Source organism: Merdimmobilis hominis (genome assembly GCF_900104615.1).
Taxonomy (GTDB): Bacteria; Bacillota; Clostridia; order Oscillospirales; family Ruminococcaceae; genus Merdimmobilis; species Merdimmobilis hominis.
Map to the genome: position 1 here is coordinate 1,452,928 of NZ_LT629939.1, position 20,214 is coordinate 1,473,141.

Sequence of the window (20,214 nt, forward strand, 5' to 3'; positions counted from 1 at the left end):
TAGAAAGGAGGGTACCCATGAACCGAAGCGTATACAGCCTAGTGCTCAGTGACGATGTGGTGGAGGCGGTGGACCGCCTGGCCTACCAGCAGAACACCAGCCGGTCGGCTTTGATCAACCAAATCCTGGCGGAAGCGGTTTCCTTTGTAACACCAGAGATGCGGATGCGGGAAATTTTCTCCCAGGTGGAAGCGCTGATGGACGGCATGGACGCCTTCCAGGTGAACACCCAGCCATCCGATGCTATCCTCTCCATTAAAAGCCCTCTGCGGTACAAGTACAAGCCAACCCTGCGCTATGCGGTGGAACTTTACCGGGCCCCTCGTCCGGCCATCGGGGAGCTGCGGGTCTCCGCCCGCACCCAAAGCCAAGGATTGCTGGAATCCCTGACCGGGTTTTACCAGCTGTGGATCCAGCTGGAGACCCACTACATCGGCTCCCGGTTCCCCGGGGGGAGAATCCCTTGCCAGGTGCAGGAAGGGCGGTATTGCCGCCAGTTTTTCCTCCCCCGAGGGGAGATCGGCAGCGAGGAGCTGGCCAGGGCCATCACCGATTACATCCGCATGTTTGACCACCTGCTCAAGGTGTATTTTAACCATCTGGACGATTGCCAGGCGGCCCGGGCCGCAGTGGAACAAGAATACCGGTCCTATCTTTCCCGGGAAAGAACCGTTTTATAGAATATCACTCAGTTTGAGGGAGGAATTGCGATGAACGCTCAAAAATTGACCCAAAAATCCCTGGAAGCGGTGCAGGCGGCCCAAGCCCTTGCCACCGAATACCAGAATATGCAGATCGAAGAGCAGCATCTAGCCTGTGCCCTCCTCTCCCAGCAGAATGGACTGATTGCCCAGCTGCTGCGCAAAATGAATGTGGACACAGACGCCATGCTGGCCCAGCTGACCCGGTCGGTGGAGAAGCTGCCCAAAGTCTCCGGCCCCGGCCGCCCGATGGATAAAATCTATGTCTCCTCCGACGTAGACCGGGTGCTGAACGAAGCAGAACGCCAGGCCGAACACATGAAGGACGAATACGTCTCGGTAGAGCACCTGATGCTCTCGCTGATCGAAAACCCCAACAGCGACCTGAAAGAGATCTTCCGGGTGTTCGGGGTGGATAAAAATAAGTTTATGGAAGCCCTGGCCACCGTCCGGGGCAGCTCCCGGGTCACCAGCGATAACCCGGAGGAAACCTATGACGCCTTGAAAAAATACGGCTCCGACCTGGTGGAACAGGCTCGGAACCACAAACTGGACCCAGTCATCGGCCGGGATGCGGAGATCCGCAATGTGATCCGCATCCTCTCCCGGAAGACCAAAAACAACCCGGTGCTCATCGGCGAGCCAGGCGTGGGTAAAACCGCCATCGCCGAGGGCCTGGCCCAGCGGATTGTCCGGGGGGATGTGCCCGCCAGCCTGAAGGACCGCACCATCTTTTCGCTGGACATGGGCGCCCTCATCGCCGGCGCCAAGTTCCGGGGCGAGTTTGAGGAACGGCTGAAAGCCGTCCTGGGCGAGGTGAAGAAGAGCGAGGGCAAGATCATCCTCTTCATCGACGAACTGCACACCATTGTGGGCGCGGGCAAAACCGAAGGCTCCATGGACGCGGGCAACCTGCTAAAGCCCATGCTGGCCCGGGGCGAGCTCCACTGCATCGGCGCCACCACCTTGGACGAGTACCGCCAGTACATCGAAAAAGACCCGGCTTTGGAGCGCCGCTTCCAGCCGGTGATGGTGGATGAACCCACAGTGGAAGACACCATCTCCATCCTCCGGGGGCTGAAAGAGCGGTATGAGGTGTTCCATGGGGTGAAGATCCAGGACCAGGCGCTGATCGCCGCCGCCGTCCTCTCCAACCGGTATATCACCGACCGGTTTTTGCCGGATAAAGCCATCGACCTGGTGGATGAAGCCTGCGCCATGATCCGCACCGAGATCGACTCCATGCCCTCCGAGCTGGATGAGATCTCCCGGAAGATCATGCAGCATGAAATTGAGGAAGCAGCCCTGAAAAAGGAAAGCGACCACCTCTCCCAGGAACATCTCTCGGAGATCCAGAAGGAGCTGGCCGACCTGCGGGCCCAGTTCAAAGAGATGAAGGCCCAGTGGGAGAATGAAAAAGGCGCCATCGGCAAGGTGCAGAAGCTGCGGGAGGAAATCGAACAGCTGGGTGCCGAGATGGAGCGGGCTGAGCGCAGCTACGACCTGAACAAGGCCGCCGAACTGAAATACGGCCGGCTCCCCGCCCTCCAGAAGGAACTGGCGGAGGAGGAAGCCATCGCCGAGAAGGCCAAAGGTTCCTCCGGCCTGCTGCGGGACAAGGTCACCGATGAAGAGATTGCCCGGATTGTGGCCCGCTGGACCGGCATCCCCGTCTCCAAGCTGATGGAAGGGGAGCGGGAGAAGCTGCTTCACCTGGAGGACATCCTCCACCAACGGGTCATCGGCCAAGATGAAGCGGTTACCAAGGTGACTGAGGCTATCCTCCGATCCCGGGCGGGCATCCAGGACCCTGACCGGCCCATCGGTTCCTTCCTGTTCCTGGGTCCCACCGGTGTGGGCAAGACCGAGCTGGCCAAAGCCTTGGCCCAGGCCCTTTTTGACGATGAGCGCAGCATGGTGCGGATCGATATGACCGAGTATATGGAGAAATTCTCGGTGTCCCGCCTGATCGGAGCGCCTCCCGGATATGTGGGGTATGAGGAGGGCGGCCAGCTGACCGAGGCAGTCCGCCGCAAACCCTATTCGGTGGTGCTGTTTGACGAGGTGGAAAAAGCCCATCCCGATGTGTTCAACATCCTTTTGCAGGTGCTGGACGACGGCCGGATCACCGATTCCCAAGGCCGGGTGGTGGACTTTAAAAACACTGTCATCATCCTCACCTCCAACCTGGGTTCCAGTTATCTTCTGGAGGGCATCGGCCCCGACGGGGAGATCACCCAGGAGGCAAAAGACCGGGTACAGGGCCTTTTGAAGCAGCAGTTCCGGCCCGAGTTCCTCAACCGGCTGGATGAGATCGTCTTCTACAAACCTCTGACCAAGGCGGAGATCCGCTCCATTGTAGACCTTTTGGTCCAGGATCTCTCCCGCCGGCTGAAGGATAAACAGCTGACGATTTCCCTGACCGACGCCGCCAAGGATTTTGTGGTGGAGGAGGGTTACGACCCCATTTACGGCGCGCGTCCGCTGAAGCGGTTCCTCCAGAGCCAGGTGGAGACTATGGTGGCCAAACTGATTCTTCGGGACGACCCGCTACCGGGCACACACATCACCGTGGATTGTGTGGACGGCCATCTGACCGCCAATGCCAGCCGCGAGGAAGAATGATAGATTCATAAGAAAAAAGGAGAGAGGCAGATGCCTCTCTCCTTTTTTGTGGGTTAAACCCGGACAATATAATCCGCTTTGCGGGGCTTTGCCTCGGGAAGCGGCCCATCAGGGTAGCCAAGGATGCAGTGTCCCACCCCGATATAATCTTCGCTGAGACCCCATTTTTGCAGCAGGGCTTTGCCTTCCGGGGAGGCGAACTCCTCTTTGGCCCGGTGAATCCAGCAGGAGCCCACCCCTATTGCAGCAGCGGCGTTCATCAGGTTGCCCATCACCAGGCTGCCGTCCTCCACGACGCAGCCGCCTTGAGAAAGGACTACCACCACAGTGGGGGCGCCGTAGAAGGGGTCGGTGCCCGGCTTGCCTAGGATGGCGGCGTTCATCTGGCTAAGCTGGCTGCGGGTGGCCTCGTCCTGCACCACTACCATCACGGCGGGCTGCTTGCCCATGGCGCTTGGGGCGTAGGTGCCGGCCTTCAGGATAGCGGCCAAGTCCTCCTCCCGCAGCTGTTCCGGCCGGAAGGAGCGCACGCTGCGGCGGTTTAACAGGGTTTTCATTGATTCGTTCATGGAAAAACCTCCTTTTTTATTCTATAGCAGTTTCTGTTGCCAGAAACAAGGTGTTGTTGTAAGTGGAGGGATGCCCCTCTCTTCCTATCGTCTAGTATAGCACGCTGGGGGCAAAAGGAAAAGAAAAGGGCAAAATCGGGGATGGCATGCAGGAAAACAGGAAGAATCTGCCACCTGTATAGCGGAATGCCCTTTTTTCGAAAAAAGCAGGGCAAAGGGATGATTGGAAGCCCGGTTTTGTGCTACAATAATCGCAGGGTTGCTTTGAAAGGTCCCATCTGGCGAAGGGATTCACAGATTGACAGTATTGAAATATAGGAGGGCATGGATTTTGCTGCAAAAGATCAAAGAAAAGGGCCATTATCAGGCGTTTTTCATCACCTTGGCGCTGGCCGCGGTGGTGTTTTTGCCATTTATCATCTACGACAAGGGGATCTTTTTCTTCTACGGGGACTTTAACGTCCAGCAGATTCCTTTCTATAAGCTGGCCCATGAGGCCATCCGATCCGGGGACATCGCCTGGAACTGGTACACCGATTTGGGGGCCAACTTCATCGGCTCCTATAGCTTTTACCTGTTGTTCAGCCCTTTTTTCTGGCTGACCCTCCCGTTCCCAACCGAGGCGGTACCGTTCCTCATCGGGCCGCTGCTGATGCTCAAAACCGCCTGTGCCGCTTTGACCTCTTACTTCTACATCAAGCGGTTTGTGAAAGATCAATACTATGCGGTGATCGGCTCGATCCTCTACGCCTTTTCCGGCTTTGCGGTGTACAACATCTTTTTCAACCATTTCCATGAGGTGATTGTGTTCTTCCCCCTCTTGCTCATCGGGGTGGAGGAGCTGGTAACAAACAACCGCAAAGGGCTGTTTGCCATCACAGTGGCCATCAACTGCCTGGTCAACTACTGGTTCTTCATCGGTGAAGTGGTGTTTGTGGTGCTTTATGTCTTTATCCGCATGGCGGACCGGGACTGGGGCATGACGGTGAAAAAGTTCATCACCCTGGCATTTGAATCGGTGGTTGGGCTGATGATCGCCATGTTCCTGCTGCTGCCATCGGTGCTGGCCATTCTGGGAAACCCCCGCACCGGGACCGACAACCTGTTGATGGGCTGGTGGTTCTGGGTGTTTGACAACGAGCAGCGGCTCCCTGCCATTTTGCAGTGCTTCTTCTTCCCGCCGGAGCTGCCCAGCAGCCCCAACTTCTTCCCCGATCACGGGGCCAAGTGGTCCTCCACTGCGGCGTGGCTGCCCATGGTCTCGATGACCGGCGTCATCGCCTACCTGTGTTCGGTAAAAAAGAGCTGGATCAAGCGGATTTTGCTCCTTTCCCTGTTTATGGCGGTGATCCCCGGCCTCAACAGCGCCTTTATCCTGTTCAACCATTCCTACTATGCCCGGTGGTTCTATATGCCGGTGCTGATTATGTGTGTCGCCACGGTGATTGCCCTGGAGAATCGAAAGATCAACTACACCGAGGGCATCAAGTGGACGGTGGGCATCACTGCTGTCTTTGTGATCGCGGTGGGATTCACCCCCAAAAAGGTGAAAGGGGAGCTGAAATTCGGCCTGATGAAATACCCCGACCGGTTCTGGGTGTATGTGCTCATCGCAGCGGCGGGCCTCCTGCTCACCTACCTGCTGATCCGGCTGCGGGATAACCCCAAATTCAAAAAGATGCTGCTCATCTCCCTGTCGGTGATGTGCATCGGCTATCCCATCACCTTCATCGCCATGGGCAAGACCCGGTCGGATTATACAACATGGATTCGGGAAACCGCCCTGGATGGCCGGTATGCCATCCATCTGCCGGAGGAGCCTTTTGCCCGCAGCGACCTCTATGACAGCATGGACAACCTGGGGATGTATTGGCACCTGCCCAACATCCAAGCGTTCCACAGCATTGTCCCCGCCTCCATTATGGAGTTCTACCCCCAGGTCGGGGTAAAGCGGGACGTCTCCTCAAAGCCGGGGATTGAATATTTCCCCTTGCGCTCCCTTTTGTCGGTGCGGTGGTTCTTTGTGAAGAACGACGAGCCCGACGCCGAGGACATCATGCCCGGGTTTGTATACTACGATTCGGTGCTGGACTATGACATTTATGAGAACGAGAACTTCCTGCCCATGGGCTTTGGCTACACCCAGTGCTACGACAACTTCCTGTTGGGGGAGGGGGACAACGAGGTCCGCTCCCACATGATGATGCGGGCAGTCCAGCTGGACAACCTGGCCATCGCCCGCAACCAGGATATCCTGGAAATTGTGGGGGAGGTCCCCTATAGCCAGTTCAACTACGATGGTTTCACTGAGGCGGTGGAGGACCGGAGGGCCCTTTCCTGCTACGATTTCCAGATTGACAACCGGGGTTTTACCGCCCGCTCCAACCTGGAGGAGGAAACCCTGATGTTCTTCAGCGTGCCCTATGACGAGGGGTGGAGCGCTACCGTCAATGGGGAGGAAGCCCTCATCGAGAAGGCCAACATCGGCTTTATGGCGGTGCGGGTTCCGGCGGGGGAGGCGGAGATCCGGTTTGATTACCACACCCCTGGCCTGAAAAATGGCGCGATCGTCAGCTTGTGCGGGCTGGTGGTACTGGGCTGCTACCTCTTCATCAACAAAAAAGCAAAGCCCGCCCCAGCGGCTTCCACCCAGCTGCCCTTGGAGGAGTTCCTGGAGGAGAAGGACAAAGGCAGCGAGCCGGAGGAATCCCCGGACGACAAGGAGGAATAGACCCCATGGATACCTTATATTTGGTGGTGCCCTGCTACAATGAGGAAGAAGTCCTGCCCGAGACATCCCGCCGGCTGAAGGAAAAGCTGGAGGGGATGGTCTTGGAGGGCTTGGTGGATGAAAAAAGCCGCATCCTATTTGTGGACGACGGCAGCCGGGATAAAACCTGGGAGATTATCTCCCGCCTCCACCAGGAGGATCCCCGGTTCCTGGGGCTGAAGCTCTCCCGGAACAAGGGGCATCAAAACGCCCTGCTGGCTGGGCTGATGACCGCCAAAGAGTTGTGCGACATGGCCATCAGCCTGGATGCCGACCTCCAGGACGATGTGGATGCCATCGACCGGTTTGTACTGGAATACCAAAATGGCTGCGACATTGTCTACGGGGTGCGCTCCAAGCGGGAGACGGATACCTGGTTCAAACGGACCACCGCCGAGGGCTTTTATAAGGTGATGCAGGCCCTGGGGGTGGACATTGTGGACAACCACGCCGACTACCGGCTGATGAGCCGCCGGGCGCTGGAAGGACTTGCCCAGTTCCGGGAGGTCAACCTGTTTTTGCGGGGCATTGTCCCTTTAATCGGCTATAAATCCGCGGTGGTGACCTACGAGCGCAGCGAGCGGTTTGCCGGGGAATCCAAATACCCTTTAAAAAAGATGCTCTCCTTTGCCTTTGACGGCATCACCTCTTTCAGCGTCAAGCCCATCTCCTTTATCCTGGGGCTGGGGGTGCTGATGACCGGTATTTCCGGCCTGGCCCTTTTGGTGCTGCTGGTGCTGTGGCTGCTGGGATGGGGCGTCTCCGGGTTTGGGGTGCTCTGCGGCTCCCTCTGGCTGCTGGGGGGCATCCAGCTGATGGCCCTTGGAATGGTGGGCGAATATGTAGGCAAGATTTACAAAGAGGTCAAAGCCCGGCCCAAATACATCATCGAAACCTTTTTAAAGGACCAAGAGGAAAGAGGATAGCCTTGAGGCTGATGCATTTTAATGAGATGGAGCAGCATGGCCACGATGTCTATGAATTTGCCTATGGGTATGACGAGTCTTCCCCCCAGCACTGGCGGACCGACTCCCTCTATGTGGATGCGGAAAGCCTGTGGGAGTTGGGGCCTTACCTGAACCGGGTTTTTCCCGCCTTTGCTTACTACGGTCCCCAACGGGTGACCGTGGAGCAGTGGAAAGCCGTCCGGGAAGCCTGTTTGGAGAAGGAGCCCACCCGTCGGGCGTTTTTTGACGGTGTGGAGCAGTGGTTGGTGGAAAGCCCCGAACCAAGGTGTGATTTTTGGATTTTGGGCGTGTAGACGACAAAAAGGGGAGGGGGCCATACGGCCCCCTCCCCATCTGCGTGGCAAGGGTGGTTAGAATACCTCCGGGTCTTCCTCCGGGGTGATAACAAAGCTGTCCGGGTATACTTCGTGTCCCAAGCGGAACAGCTGGAACAGGAGGCTGGGGCTCTGCTGCTCAAAGAGAAGAGGATCCACCTCGATGAGCTGGGCATTGGGGTAGGCAGTTTTCACCCCGTCTGCTGAGAGGGTGTTGCTGTAGAAGACCACGTCGGGAGTGAGGCCCTCGGAAATCTTCCAGCCAGAATCGGACCCAGCGGCGTTTTCAAAGCCCAATAGTTCCAGCAGCTCCCCTTCCAGGGTGCCTCCAGTGGCGCCGGTGGAGGGCAGTTCCCGCAGATAGAGGGCGGTGCGGCCAGTTTCGGTCTCCGACTGGGCCAGAGCGGTTTGGATGTTTTGGATTTTGCGGTCCAGGTACTGGTTGAACCGCTCCGACCGGCGGGCGCCCTCTGTCTCCCCCCATAGGGCGAGGAACAGCTGGCGGTAGTTTTCCTTCATCCCCTCGATGGAGGTGGCGGGGGAAAGCACCAGCACTTCTGCCCCCATCTGCTGGATCTTTACCAGGTCGTGCTCTGCCAAAGGGGTTTGGGTCAGCACCAAGGCAGGCTTTGCCCCGCGGATGGCGTCCAGGTCCGGCAACTGGGCAGTGCCGCAGAAGGCAGGGGAATCCTCCCAATCGGCAGTCAGCTCCTGGTCAAAGCTGCTGACCCCGGTCAGCCGGCCCGAGAGGCCCAAATCCTCCATCGTTCGGGTGAGCATGGGGGAGAGGGAGACGACAAAATCCGGCTGCTGTGCCAGGTTGGCGGTGCCTACGGTAATGGGGTAACTGGCCTCCTGGGTCTTGCCGGACTGGCCCAAATTGCAGGCGGTTAAGCCAAGGGCAACCGTTGCGGCCAGAAAAGCGCAGAGAAGTTTTTTCTGTTTCATAAAGGTCCCCTTTGTTTCATGGATGGTGGTGGATGGCGGAAGGGAAGCGGGAACCCGCCTTGCGGGGTCAAAATTCCCTCTTATTGTAAACCAGGATAAGAGGGCTGTCAATGAAAAGGCCGGTTTTCCACCGCCCGTGGGGATCTGGTGGAAAATCCTCTTTTTATAAAGTGGGGGAAAGGGCGAAAATTTTTGCGGCTCCCAGTGGGAAAATCGTCCCAAATCCGCCATACTAGATACCGATGACAAACGGACCGTTTCATGCTACAATATGAAATATAGAAATCTGGGGAGAATTTTCTGCCGGCCCCGTACAGCGCTTGCCCGGCGGCGAAGGCCCCACATGGAAGAGGTGGTTGCTGGCAGGGAACCCCTCTCCACAAATTCAAAGGAAAAGGTTGTGAAACAATGGCATACCCAATCACTATTGTGGATGGACGCCCTCAGCTGGATTCGTTGCCGGTGGGCAAAATTGTAAATTATCCCCTGGAAAAACGGGATTACCGCCCCTTTGCCCAGTTCCGGCTCTGCGTCAATGAGGAGGGGCTCCATCTCTACCTGTGGGCCTTTGAGCTGGAGGTCTCCCCCAAAAGCGTCCAGCGGGTCTGCCTGAACCTCTGTCCCGGCCAGAGAAAACACCTGGACCTCGCCCTCTTTGGCAATGGCTCTGCCCGCCTTTCCATCTGGGCGGGGGACAGGGTTCTGGAGGAGCAGCCGGTGGAGGTCCACCCTTTGTGCGGGGAGGACCTGCAAGGGGTGTATTGGGGCGGCCAATACCTGCTCCCCTGGGGGGAGATCCGGCGTATTTTTGGCCGGGATCAGTTTCAGCAAGGGGACACCGTCCGGGGAAACCTGTATAAAACCTGCGACGATGAGGCATATTTCCACCAGGGCTGTTTCTTCCCGGTGGATTTCCAGAGCATCGACCCTTATGGGGAAAGGTTCTTTGGGGAGTTTGCGTTTACCCGGTAAGAAAAATGGTCAGGACGGCAACTGCAAGGAGGAATACCCAATGAAAACGCTTATGAAACTCACTTTGACTGCCCTTGGGGCTGTCGCTTTGGCCTGCGGACTCATCAGCTTCGCCTATCAGGAGTCCAAAGACCGCTATGTGGTATTTGACGAACGGGAAGAGGATCTGTAGGACCAAGAAAGCAAGAAACCTCCCCAGGGGAATCTCTCCTGGGGAGGTTTTTCATTTACAGAAGCGCCCGGATAGAACTCACCACCTGGGGAGGCAGGGGGGAGGCGTCCACCGTCCGGTGGCAGTGGGCTTGATAGAGGGGGTACCGGGAGCGAAACAGCTCTTCCAGCTGGAGGGGGGTGCTGCGCCGGACAATGGGCCGGTCAGAATCCTTGACCCGGTGGTAACAGGTAGGGAAGTCCGCGTCCAGAAAGACCACCAGGGCGTGCTCTTTGGCCGCTTCCCAGTTGTCGGGGAAGGTGAACGCCCCACCGCCGGAGGCCACCACAAACCCTTCCAGGGAAGGGAGGCTGCCAAGGGCCTCCCGCTCCAATTGGCGGAAGGTGTCCTCCCCTAAGGCGTCGAAAATCCGAGGGATAGGCATGCCAGCCCGCCGGGCGATCTCATCGTCCAGGTCGCAGAAGGGGCGGGAGAGGGCCTCGGCCAGCGCTTTGCCCACAGTGGTTTTGCCGCAGCCCATGAAGCCGCTGAGAACAATGGCTCTTTCTTGCATAAAATGCCCCCTTTCATCCCAATTTGCAGGCCCGGTGGTTAGTATACCACGGGTTTGGGCCGGGGGCAAGGGCTATTTCAGGGAAGCCGCCAGTTTCGCGAAGCTTTTGCCGTCCTCTACATTGAAAACAACGGCCTCCCGGTGGGTGCGGCGGATAAGGGTGGACAGCACCCGGCCAGGGCCCAGTTCCACAAAGGTGGTGAAGCCATCGGCTAGCATGGCTTCCACCTCTTCGGTGAACCGGACGGGGGAAACCATGTGGCGGCAGAGATATTCAGCGGGGGCATCAAGGGATTCCAACTTACCACCGGTCAGGTTGGAATAGAAAGGCAGGGCGAGGGGATGAAAATCCAGGGCTTGCAGGGCCTCTTCCAGTTCCTGGGCCGCGGGGGCCATCATCGTTGTGTGGAAGGCGCTCTGCACCGAGAGGCGGACCGCTTTGGCCCCTTGGGCGGCCAGGGTGGCGGCGGCTTGGGCGGCGGGCCCTTCCTCACCGGCGATCACCGTCTGGCTGGGGGAGTTGAGGTTGACTGGAAGAACAAATCCGGGGGTCTCTTGGCAGACCCTGTCCACCGTTTCCAGATCGCTTCCCAAGATGGCAAACATGGCGCCCCGGGCCGATTGGGTAGCCCGGTCCATGGCCTTGGCACGGGCGGAGATAGCCCGCAGGCCGTCCTCCAGGGAGAGGGCCCCACCCACCGTCAGGGCGGCGTACTCCCCCAGGGAGTGGCCGGCTACCCCTTGGGGCGGAGGGCAGATCTCCTGGACCGCATAGTAGGCAGCCATGGAATGGGTATAAATCAAGGGCTGGGAATAGATGGTGCGGGAGATATCCTCCTCGCTGCCCTCAAAAGAGAGTTTGGCCACGTCGTAGCCCAGGATATCACCAGCGCACTCATACACTTGGCGGCAGGCGGGAAACTGCTCAAAGAGCTCCTTGCCCATGCCAGGGTACTGGGACCCCTGCCCACTGAATAAAAAGGCGGTTTTTGACATAAAACGATCCTCCTAAGATGATAACACTGGCCGTGTACACGGCCAGTGGGGAAGAACCCTCATTGTGCAGATGGTTGGAACCAAAACGTCAAATTGAAAATTGGCAGGATCTTCGCGGCACAATATTGCCAAAGAAACAGAGCGAAAATCCTTGTGGGACAAGCTTACAGAGGGAAACCTAGTCCGTCTCAAAACGGGAGACAACCCAGCAGGAAAAAGGCGNGCGCCGGTGGAGGGCAGTTCCCGCAGATAGAGGGCGGTGCGGCCAGTTTCGGTCTCCGACTGGGCCAGAGCGGTTTGGATGTTTTGGATTTTGCGGTCCAGGTACTGGTTGAACCGCTCCGACCGGCGGGCGCCCTCTGTCTCCCCCCATAGGGCGAGGAACAGCTGGCGGTAGTTTTCCTTCATCCCCTCGATGGAGGTGGCGGGGGAAAGCACCAGCACTTCTGCCCCCATCTGCTGGATCTTTACCAGGTCGTGCTCTGCCAAAGGGGTTTGGGTCAGCACCAAGGCAGGCTTTGCCCCGCGGATGGCGTCCAGGTCCGGCAACTGGGCAGTGCCGCAGAAGGCAGGGGAATCCTCCCAATCGGCAGTCAGCTCCTGGTCAAAGCTGCTGACCCCGGTCAGCCGGCCCGAGAGGCCCAAATCCTCCATCGTTCGGGTGAGCATGGGGGAGAGGGAGACGACAAAATCCGGCTGCTGTGCCAGGTTGGCGGTGCCTACGGTAATGGGGTAACTGGCCTCCTGGGTCTTGCCGGACTGGCCCAAATTGCAGGCGGTTAAGCCAAGGGCAACCGTTGCGGCCAGAAAAGCGCAGAGAAGTTTTTTCTGTTTCATAAAGGTCCCCTTTGTTTCATGGATGGTGGTGGATGGCGGAAGGGAAGCGGGAACCCGCCTTGCGGGGTCAAAATTCCCTCTTATTGTAAACCAGGATAAGAGGGCTGTCAATGAAAAGGCCGGTTTTCCACCGCCCGTGGGGATCTGGTGGAAAATCCTCTTTTTATAAAGTGGGGGAAAGGGCGAAAATTTTTGCGGCTCCCAGTGGGAAAATCGTCCCAAATCCGCCATACTAGATACCGATGACAAACGGACCGTTTCATGCTACAATATGAAATATAGAAATCTGGGGAGAATTTTCTGCCGGCCCCGTACAGCGCTTGCCCGGCGGCGAAGGCCCCACATGGAAGAGGTGGTTGCTGGCAGGGAACCCCTCTCCACAAATTCAAAGGAAAAGGTTGTGAAACAATGGCATACCCAATCACTATTGTGGATGGACGCCCTCAGCTGGATTCGTTGCCGGTGGGCAAAATTGTAAATTATCCCCTGGAAAAACGGGATTACCGCCCCTTTGCCCAGTTCCGGCTCTGCGTCAATGAGGAGGGGCTCCATCTCTACCTGTGGGCCTTTGAGCTGGAGGTCTCCCCCAAAAGCGTCCAGCGGGTCTGCCTGAACCTCTGTCCCGGCCAGAGAAAACACCTGGACCTCGCCCTCTTTGGCAATGGCTCTGCCCGCCTTTCCATCTGGGCGGGGGACAGGGTTCTGGAGGAGCAGCCGGTGGAGGTCCACCCTTTGTGCGGGGAGGACCTGCAAGGGGTGTATTGGGGCGGCCAATACCTGCTCCCCTGGGGGGAGATCCGGCGTATTTTTGGCCGGGATCAGTTTCAGCAAGGGGACACCGTCCGGGGAAACCTGTATAAAACCTGCGACGATGAGGCATATTTCCACCAGGGCTGTTTCTTCCCGGTGGATTTCCAGAGCATCGACCCTTATGGGGAAAGGTTCTTTGGGGAGTTTGCGTTTACCCGGTAAGAAAAATGGTCAGGACGGCAACTGCAAGGAGGAATACCCAATGAAAACGCTTATGAAACTCACTTTGACTGCCCTTGGGGCTGTCGCTTTGGCCTGCGGACTCATCAGCTTCGCCTATCAGGAGTCCAAAGACCGCTATGTGGTATTTGACGAACGGGAAGAGGATCTGTAGGACCAAGAAAGCAAGAAACCTCCCCAGGGGAATCTCTCCTGGGGAGGTTTTTCATTTACAGAAGCGCCCGGATAGAACTCACCACCTGGGGAGGCAGGGGGGAGGCGTCCACCGTCCGGTGGCAGTGGGCTTGATAGAGGGGGTACCGGGAGCGAAACAGCTCTTCCAGCTGGAGGGGGGTGCTGCGCCGGACAATGGGCCGGTCAGAATCCTTGACCCGGTGGTAACAGGTAGGGAAGTCCGCGTCCAGAAAGACCACCAGGGCGTGCTCTTTGGCCGCTTCCCAGTTGTCGGGGAAGGTGAACGCCCCACCGCCGGAGGCCACCACAAACCCTTCCAGGGAAGGGAGGCTGCCAAGGGCCTCCCGCTCCAATTGGCGGAAGGTGTCCTCCCCTAAGGCGTCGAAAATCCGAGGGATAGGCATGCCAGCCCGCCGGGCGATCTCATCGTCCAGGTCGCAGAAGGGGCGGGAGAGGGCCTCGGCCAGCGCTTTGCCCACAGTGGTTTTGCCGCAGCCCATGAAGCCGCTGAGAACAATGGCTCTTTCTTGCATAAAATGCCCCCTTTCATCCCAATTTGCAGGCCCGGTGGTTAGTATACCACGGGTTTGGGCCGGGGGCAAGGGCTATTTCAGGGAAGCCGCCAGTTTCGCGAAGCTTTTGCCGTCCTCTACATTGAAAACAACGGCCTCCCGGTGGGTGCGGCGGATAAGGGTGGACAGCACCCGGCCAGGGCCCAGTTCCACAAAGGTGGTGAAGCCATCGGCTAGCATGGCTTCCACCTCTTCGGTGAACCGGACGGGGGAAACCATGTGGCGGCAGAGATATTCAGCGGGGGCATCAAGGGATTCCAACTTACCACCGGTCAGGTTGGAATAGAAAGGCAGGGCGAGGGGATGAAAATCCAGGGCTTGCAGGGCCTCTTCCAGTTCCTGGGCCGCGGGGGCCATCATCGTTGTGTGGAAGGCGCTCTGCACCGAGAGGCGGACCGCTTTGGCCCCTTGGGCGGCCAGGGTGGCGGCGGCTTGGGCGGCGGGCCCTTCCTCACCGGCGATCACCGTCTGGCTGGGGGAGTTGAGGTTGACTGGAAGAACAAATCCGGGGGTCTCTTGGCAGACCCTGTCCACCGTTTCCAGATCGCTTCCCAAGATGGCAAACATGGCGCCCCGGGCCGATTGGGTAGCCCGGTCCATGGCCTTGGCACGGGCGGAGATAGCCCGCAGGCCGTCCTCCAGGGAGAGGGCCCCACCCACCGTCAGGGCGGCGTACTCCCCCAGGGAGTGGCCGGCTACCCCTTGGGGCGGAGGGCAGATCTCCTGGACCGCATAGTAGGCAGCCATGGAATGGGTATAAATCAAGGGCTGGGAATAGATGGTGCGGGAGATATCCTCCTCGCTGCCCTCAAAAGAGAGTTTGGCCACGTCGTAGCCCAGGATATCACCAGCGCACTCATACACTTGGCGGCAGGCGGGAAACTGCTCAAAGAGCTCCTTGCCCATGCCAGGGTACTGGGACCCCTGCCCACTGAATAAAAAGGCGGTTTTTGACATAAAACGATCCTCCTAAGATGATAACACTGGCCGTGTACACGGCCAGTGGGGAAGAACCCTCATTGTGCAGATGGTTGGAACCAAAACGTCAAATTGAAAATTGGCAGGATCTTCGCGGCACAATATTGCCAAAGAAACAGAGCGAAAATCCTTGTGGGACAAGCTTACAGAGGGAAACCTAGTCCGTCTCAAAACGGGAGACAACCCAGCAGGAAAAAGGCGGCGCAATAGGGCAAGATGTTGCGCAATTGTAACATTTTGCCTTGCCCAACGAAAAAGAGGTTGACAAACTTTGAATATCAAAGTATTATGGAAAAGAATTCCGCCTTTAGCGGAACATTTTTTGCAGGTAAACTTTGAACTTCAAACAATTTAGGGCTTGACAAATATTGTAACGGTTGTTACACTTTTTGTCAAGCTTCATTTTTAGAAAAGGAGGCAGGGTATGCAGGGAATACACATCAGCGTCATGGGGTGCTATCTGCCCGCCCAAGTGGTGAAGAATCAGGATTTTGAGCGGCTGGTGGAGACCAGCGACGAGTGGATCGTCTCCCACACCGGGGTGCGGGAGCGGCGGGTATCCAGCGGGGAACCCACCTGGTGGATGGGAGTCCTGGCGGCCAGAGACGCTTTGGAGCGGGGAAAGATAGATGCCGCTTCCATCGACTTGATATTGTTCACCACCGTGACCCCAGAATATTACACCCCGGCTCTGGCCTGTATCGCCCAGGCCCATTTGGGGGCCCACAATGCCTTTGCCCTGGATCTCAACTGTGCTTGTTCCGGTTTTGTGGCCGCTTTGGACATGGCCCGCCGGTATCTGTACACCGGAGGGGTGGACCGTGTCCTGATCATCAGCGCCGAGCGGCTTTCCGCCATCACCGATTACACCGACCGTTCCACCTGTGTCCTCTTTGGGGATGGGGCCTCTGCCTGTGTGGTGGAGCGGGGGGAGGGCCTTTATTCCTCCCATCTGTCCGCCGACGGCATGGGGGCGAGCTCTCTGTATGCTGCCCACGGGGAACCAGCGGAAAACCCCTTTGCCGACCCAGCCCTGGCGCCGGAAATGCCGGAGATTTTCCAGGGGGAGAAGCTCCACATGAACGGCAGGGAGGTCTACCGCTTTGCCACCAAGACAATGGCCCAGGAGGTTCGCGCCGCGTGTTTCCAGGCAGGGATTGAGGTGGAGGAGATAGATCTTGTAATCCCCCACCAGGCCAATGTTCGGATTGTGGAAACCGCTATGAAGCTGCTGGGTCTGCCCATGGAGCGGGCCTATTTGAATTTGGAGCAGCTGGGGAACACCTCCAGCGCCAGCATCCCCCTCGCCATGGACGAGGCCCTTCAAAAGGGTGCAATACAGCCGGGGATGCTTGTCTGTGCCGTGGGATTCGGCGCGGGGCTGACCAGCGGCGCGGTGCTGCTGCGCTGGGAGTAACGAGGAAAGAAGGAAATACGCCATGCTGAAAACCAAACTGACTGAGCTTCTGGGGATTGAGTACCCCATTTTCCAGGGCGGCATGTCCTGGATTGCCGACGCCAAACTGGCCGCGGCCGTATCCGAAGGGGGCGGCCTGGGCATCATCGCCGCCTCCAACGCCCCGGTGGAGGTGGTGCGGGAAATGGTCCGGGAGACCAAGTCCCTCACCGACAAGCCCTTTGGAGTCAACATTATGCTGATGAGCGACAACGCCCCGGCAGTAGCCCAAATGGTCATCGACGAGCAGGTAGCGGTGGTCACCACCGGTGCCGGAAACCCGGGCAAATACATCGAAGGTTGGAAGGCCGCGGGGATCAAGGTCATCCCGGTGGTGCCCACGGTGGCCCTGGCCCGCCGGATGGAGCGGGCAGGCGCCGACGCCGTCATCGCCGAAGGGACCGAGGCGGGCGGCCACATTGGGGAACTGACCACTATGGCCCTGGTGCCCCAGGTGGCGGATGCGGTGAACATCCCTGTCATTGCCGCCGGGGGGATTGCCGATGCCCGGGGGGTTTCGGCTGCCTTGATGCTGGGGGCAGAAGGGGTCCAGTTGGGGACTATCTTTATCTGTGCCCAGGAATCCCCTGCCCATCCCGACTATAAGCAATTGGTTTTAGATGCAAAGGACACCGACACGGTGGTCACCGGCCGGGCCAACGGCCATCCGGTGCGCTCCTTAAAAAATAAATTTACCCGCCGGATCCTGGAGATGGAGAAAGCGGATGCCGGGTTTGAAGCCATTGAGAACGCCACCGTCGGCTCCTACCGCAAAGCGGTGCAGGATGGCAACATGGAGGAGGGGACCTTCATGTCCGGCCAGATCGCCGGGATGGTCAAAGAGATTCAGCCTGCGGCGAAAATTGTGGGGGATCTGATGGCCTCCACCGAAGAATACCTGAAAACATTCACCGAGAAGAGGGGGATTACACTTGGCTAAAACAGCAATCGTCACCGGCTCCGGCCAGGGGATCGGCGCGGCCATCGCCCTGCGCCTTGCCAAAGAGGGATATAACGTCGCAGTCCACTGCCGCACACCGGAATCCTGCGCCCAGAAAGGGGAGCCTGTCGCAGAACAGTGCCGTTCTTTTGGGGTGGAAGCCCAGTGCTTTGCTGCCGACGTCTCCGACTTTGCCGCCTGCGAAACCCTGGTGAAAGAGGTCAAGGAGCGGTTTGGCTCCATCGACCTGCTGGTCAACAACGCGGGCATCACCCGGGATGGCCTCCTGGTGCGGATGAAGGAGGAGCAGTTCGACCAAGTCATCGCCTCCAACCTGAAAAGCGCCTTCAACATGATGCGCCACGCTGGATCGGTGATGATGCGCCAGAAAAGCGGTAAAATTGTCAACCTCTCCTCGGTGGTGGGCCTTTACGGCAACGCCGGGCAGGTCAACTACGCCGCCTCCAAGGCCGGCATTGTGGGGATGACCAAGTCCGCCGCCAAGGAGCTGGGGGCTCGGGGCATCACCGTCAACGCGGTGGCCCCCGGTTTTATTGACACCGCCATGACGAAGGATCTCCCCCAAGAGATGAAGGACACTGTCACCGCCACCACTGCCCTCAAGCGGTTTGGCTCGGCAGAGGAAGTGGCCGCCGCTGTGGCATTTCTCGCTTCGGAGGATGCCTCCTACATCACCGGCCAGGTGATTGAGGTGGACGGCGGCATGATGCTGTAAGAGAGAGGTAGGAAGAGCATGAGAAGAGTTGTCATCACAGGCATGGGCGCGGTGACACCCGCCGGCCTATCGGTGGACAGCCTGTGGGAGAGCGCCCGGCTGGGCCGCCCCCATTTCACGCCGCTGTCCAATTATTTCGACCCCAAGGACGTGGGGGTCAAGCTGGTCTCCGCCATTGAGGATTGGGACCCCGCCGCCTTCGGCATCGGCAAAAAAGACGCCCGCCGGATGGACCGGTACTGTCAGTTTGCCCTGGCCGCCGCCAAACAGGCCATGGCCGACGCCGGCTCCCTTTCGGACTTGGACCCCTACCGGGTGGGCGTAATCATCGGCAGCGGCATCGGCGGTTGTGACACCATCCAGGAGGAACACCGCAAAATGCTGGAAAAAGGGCCGGGGAAGGTATCGGTCTTCTTTGTCCCCATGATGATCGCCAACATGGCCCCCGGCACCGTTGCCATGGAGTTCGGCTACAAGGGAGCCAACTTCGCTGCGGTGACCGCCTGCGCCTCGGGCACCACTGCCATCGGCGAGGCGTTTCACGCCATCAAAAACAATTACTTAGACGCGGCCCTGGCCGGGGGGGCGGAGGCGACCATCAGCCTGCTGCCCATCGCCGGGTTTGACAATATGAAAACCCTCTGCACGGGGGAGGACCCCAACCGCCTTTCTATCCCCTTTGACAAGGAGCGGGGCGGCTTTGTCATCGGCGAGGGCTCCGGCATCCTGGTGCTGGAGGAACTGGAACACGCCAAAGCCCGGGGGGCTAAAATTTACGCAGAAGTGGTGGGCTATGGCGCCACCGCCGACGCCTACCACATGACCAGCCCCGACCCCGAGGGAAAGGGAACCGCCAAAGCCATGGAGTTCGCCTTGTCGGAAGCGGGCGTCGCCCCGGAGGCGGTGGATTACATCAATGCCCACGGCACCAGCACCCACCTGAATGACCTGGTGGAGACTGCTGCCATCAAACGGGTGTTTGGGGAGCATGCCTACCGGCTGGCCGTCAGCTCCACCAAGTCGGTGACCGGCCACATGCTGGGAGCGGCCGGTGGGGTGGAGGCCATCCTCACCGCCAAGGCCCTCCAGGAGGGAATTTTGCCCCCCACCGCCAATTTAGAGGTGCCCGACGAGGAGTGCGATCTGGACTACATCCCCAAAATGGCCCGGGAGAAACAGGCGGTATATGCCCTCTCCAACTCCCTGGGCTTCGGCGGGCAGAACGCCGCCCTTCTCTTGAAACATTGGGAGGAATAGACCATGAGCGAACTGAATTTCACCCCGGACTCCATCCGGGATTTGATCGAGCTGGTGTCTGAGAAGCACCTGTCCTCCTTTAAAATCGAACAGGGGGACTTTAAGCTGGAAATCCAGGGGGAACAGCGCCAAGCAACCCCGGTTCCGGCGGCTGTTGGGGCTGTGCCCATTCCCCAGGAAATTCCCCAAGGGGCTCCTCAGAAGCCCGCGGGCCGGGAGGTAAAAAGCCCCATTGTAGGGACCTTCTATTCCCGTCCTGCGCCGGAGAAGCCGGCCTTTGCGCCAGTGGGGTCCCAGGTGAAGAAGGGGGATACCCTCTATATTATAGAATCCATGAAGCTGATGAACGAGGTCGCCAGCGAGTTCGACGGGGTGGTGGCCGAATACTATGTCCAGGACGGCGACCCGGTGGAATACGGCCAGCCCATCCTGCGGCTGGAATAGGAGGCGCCCCATGCCGCTGTACAATCAGGAACAGATCAAGGAGATCATCCCCCACCGGGACCCCTTCCTCCTCATCGACACGGTGGAAGAATTGGAGCCCGGCATCCGGGTGGTGGCCACCAAGCACATCCGGGAGGATGAGGACTGGTTCCGGGGCCATTTCCCCGGCCACCCGGTGACCCCTGGCGTGCTGGTCATTGAGATGCTGGCCCAGGCCGGGGCGGTTTGCGCCCTCTCCCTGN

The 20,214-nt window shown here is 58.7% G+C and carries 21 protein-coding genes and 1 pseudogene; 15 read left to right on the forward strand and 7 right to left on the reverse strand.

The window, feature by feature from the left end:
- Positions 1–17: 17 nt before the first annotated feature.
- Both BQ5353_RS06980 and clpB read left to right on the forward strand, forming a co-directional pair.
- Positions 18–680: a ribbon-helix-helix domain-containing protein gene (locus BQ5353_RS06980; protein WP_071427569.1), complete on the forward strand. Its 663-nt coding sequence runs from the start codon at positions 18–20 to the stop codon at positions 678–680.
- Between the two features lie 30 nt (positions 681–710).
- Positions 711–3,326: an ATP-dependent chaperone ClpB gene (clpB, locus tag BQ5353_RS06985; RefSeq protein WP_071427570.1), complete on the forward strand. Its 2,616-nt coding sequence runs from the start codon at positions 711–713 to the stop codon at positions 3,324–3,326.
- 53 nt (positions 3,327–3,379) lie between these two features.
- Here the strand turns inward: clpB and BQ5353_RS06990 are convergent, their stop codons facing one another.
- The gene (locus BQ5353_RS06990) at positions 3,380–3,895 is read right to left on the reverse strand and encodes a nitroreductase family protein (RefSeq protein WP_054331297.1); all 516 of its coding nucleotides are present in this window, start codon (positions 3,893–3,895) and stop codon (positions 3,380–3,382) included.
- Between the two features lie 331 nt (positions 3,896–4,226).
- Here BQ5353_RS06990 and BQ5353_RS06995 point away from each other — a divergent pair, with 331 nt between their 5' ends.
- Genes BQ5353_RS06995 through BQ5353_RS07005 form a run of 3 tightly spaced genes read left to right on the forward strand, consistent with a single transcriptional unit; the run spans position 4,227 to position 7,926 of the window.
- A complete protein-coding gene (locus tag BQ5353_RS06995; protein ID WP_054331298.1) occupies positions 4,227–6,626 on the forward strand; it encodes a YfhO family protein in 2,400 nt (799 codons plus the stop codon).
- 5 nt (positions 6,627–6,631) lie between these two features.
- Complete coding sequence (locus tag BQ5353_RS07000) at positions 6,632–7,591, forward strand: glycosyltransferase family 2 protein (RefSeq protein ID WP_054331299.1); 960 nt, start codon at positions 6,632–6,634, stop codon at positions 7,589–7,591.
- Positions 7,592–7,593: 2 nt separating this feature from the next.
- Complete coding sequence (locus BQ5353_RS07005) at positions 7,594–7,926, forward strand: hypothetical protein (RefSeq protein ID WP_054331300.1); 333 nt, start codon at positions 7,594–7,596, stop codon at positions 7,924–7,926.
- A 57-nt stretch (positions 7,927–7,983) separates the two neighbouring features.
- On the opposite strand, the gene BQ5353_RS07010 is transcribed toward BQ5353_RS07005, so the two are convergent.
- The gene (locus BQ5353_RS07010; RefSeq protein ID WP_054331301.1) at positions 7,984–8,895 is read right to left on the reverse strand and encodes an ABC transporter substrate-binding protein; all 912 of its coding nucleotides are present in this window, start codon (positions 8,893–8,895) and stop codon (positions 7,984–7,986) included.
- Positions 8,896–9,303: 408 nt separating this feature from the next.
- Between BQ5353_RS07010 and BQ5353_RS07015 the strand changes: the two genes are divergently transcribed.
- Positions 9,304–9,867: a hypothetical protein gene (locus tag BQ5353_RS07015; RefSeq protein ID WP_054331302.1), complete on the forward strand. Its 564-nt coding sequence runs from the start codon at positions 9,304–9,306 to the stop codon at positions 9,865–9,867.
- A gap of 40 nt (positions 9,868–9,907) precedes the next feature.
- Positions 9,908–10,039: a hypothetical protein gene (locus BQ5353_RS13400; protein WP_267888279.1), complete on the forward strand. Its 132-nt coding sequence runs from the start codon at positions 9,908–9,910 to the stop codon at positions 10,037–10,039.
- Between the two features lie 55 nt (positions 10,040–10,094).
- On the opposite strand, the gene BQ5353_RS07020 is transcribed toward BQ5353_RS13400, so the two are convergent.
- From BQ5353_RS07020 to BQ5353_RS13485, 3 genes are all read right to left on the reverse strand, one after another.
- Positions 10,095–10,592 (reverse strand): shikimate kinase, encoded by a 498-nt coding sequence (locus BQ5353_RS07020; RefSeq protein WP_054331303.1) that lies wholly within the window; start codon positions 10,590–10,592, stop codon positions 10,095–10,097.
- Between the two features lie 72 nt (positions 10,593–10,664).
- The gene (locus tag BQ5353_RS07025) at positions 10,665–11,588 is read right to left on the reverse strand and encodes an ACP S-malonyltransferase (RefSeq protein ID WP_071427572.1); all 924 of its coding nucleotides are present in this window, start codon (positions 11,586–11,588) and stop codon (positions 10,665–10,667) included.
- A gap of 12 nt (positions 11,589–11,600) precedes the next feature.
- Entirely contained in the window at positions 11,601–12,656 is a 1,056-nt protein-coding gene (locus BQ5353_RS13485; RefSeq protein ID WP_143117182.1) for an ABC transporter substrate-binding protein, read from the reverse strand.
- A gap of 177 nt (positions 12,657–12,833) precedes the next feature.
- Here BQ5353_RS13485 and BQ5353_RS07035 point away from each other — a divergent pair, with 177 nt between their 5' ends.
- Together BQ5353_RS07035 and BQ5353_RS13405 are read left to right on the forward strand one after the other, a co-directional pair.
- Positions 12,834–13,397, forward strand: coding sequence for a hypothetical protein (locus BQ5353_RS07035; RefSeq protein ID WP_054331302.1), 564 nt, complete (start codon positions 12,834–12,836; stop codon positions 13,395–13,397).
- Positions 13,398–13,437: 40 nt separating this feature from the next.
- Entirely contained in the window at positions 13,438–13,569 is a 132-nt protein-coding gene (locus tag BQ5353_RS13405) for a hypothetical protein (RefSeq protein WP_267888279.1), read from the forward strand.
- A 55-nt stretch (positions 13,570–13,624) separates the two neighbouring features.
- Here the strand turns inward: BQ5353_RS13405 and BQ5353_RS07040 are convergent, their stop codons facing one another.
- Positions 13,625–14,122 carry a shikimate kinase gene (locus BQ5353_RS07040; RefSeq protein ID WP_054331303.1) on the reverse strand — a complete coding sequence of 166 codons (498 nt, stop codon included), beginning with the start codon at positions 14,120–14,122 and terminating at the stop codon, positions 13,625–13,627.
- Positions 14,123–14,194: 72 nt separating this feature from the next.
- The gene (locus BQ5353_RS07045; RefSeq protein WP_071427572.1) at positions 14,195–15,118 is read right to left on the reverse strand and encodes an ACP S-malonyltransferase; all 924 of its coding nucleotides are present in this window, start codon (positions 15,116–15,118) and stop codon (positions 14,195–14,197) included.
- Positions 15,119–15,563: 445 nt separating this feature from the next.
- On the opposite strand from BQ5353_RS07045, the gene BQ5353_RS07050 reads away from it, so the two are divergent.
- From BQ5353_RS07050 to BQ5353_RS12420, 6 genes and pseudogenes are all read left to right on the forward strand, one after another.
- Positions 15,564–16,556, forward strand: a complete 993-nt coding sequence (locus BQ5353_RS07050) for a 3-oxoacyl-ACP synthase III family protein (protein ID WP_071427576.1) — start codon at positions 15,564–15,566, stop codon at positions 16,554–16,556.
- A gap of 25 nt (positions 16,557–16,581) precedes the next feature.
- On the forward strand, positions 16,582–17,535 hold the full coding sequence (fabK, locus tag BQ5353_RS07055; RefSeq protein WP_054331552.1) for an enoyl-[acyl-carrier-protein] reductase FabK: 954 nt from the start codon (positions 16,582–16,584) through the stop codon (positions 17,533–17,535).
- Positions 17,528–18,271, forward strand: a complete 744-nt coding sequence (gene fabG / locus BQ5353_RS07060; RefSeq protein ID WP_054331306.1) for a 3-oxoacyl-[acyl-carrier-protein] reductase — start codon at positions 17,528–17,530, stop codon at positions 18,269–18,271. The genes fabK and fabG overlap by 8 nt, the downstream gene beginning before the upstream one ends.
- Before the next feature lie 18 nt (positions 18,272–18,289).
- Positions 18,290–19,528, forward strand: coding sequence for a beta-ketoacyl-ACP synthase II (fabF, locus tag BQ5353_RS07065; protein ID WP_054331307.1), 1,239 nt, complete (start codon positions 18,290–18,292; stop codon positions 19,526–19,528).
- A gap of 3 nt (positions 19,529–19,531) precedes the next feature.
- Positions 19,532–19,972: an acetyl-CoA carboxylase biotin carboxyl carrier protein gene (locus BQ5353_RS07070; protein WP_054331308.1), complete on the forward strand. Its 441-nt coding sequence runs from the start codon at positions 19,532–19,534 to the stop codon at positions 19,970–19,972.
- Positions 19,973–19,982: 10 nt separating this feature from the next.
- A pseudogene (locus BQ5353_RS12420) lies at positions 19,983–20,213 on the forward strand (3-hydroxyacyl-ACP dehydratase FabZ family protein); the annotation flags it as partial.
- Between the last annotated feature and the right edge of the window lies 1 nt (position 20,214).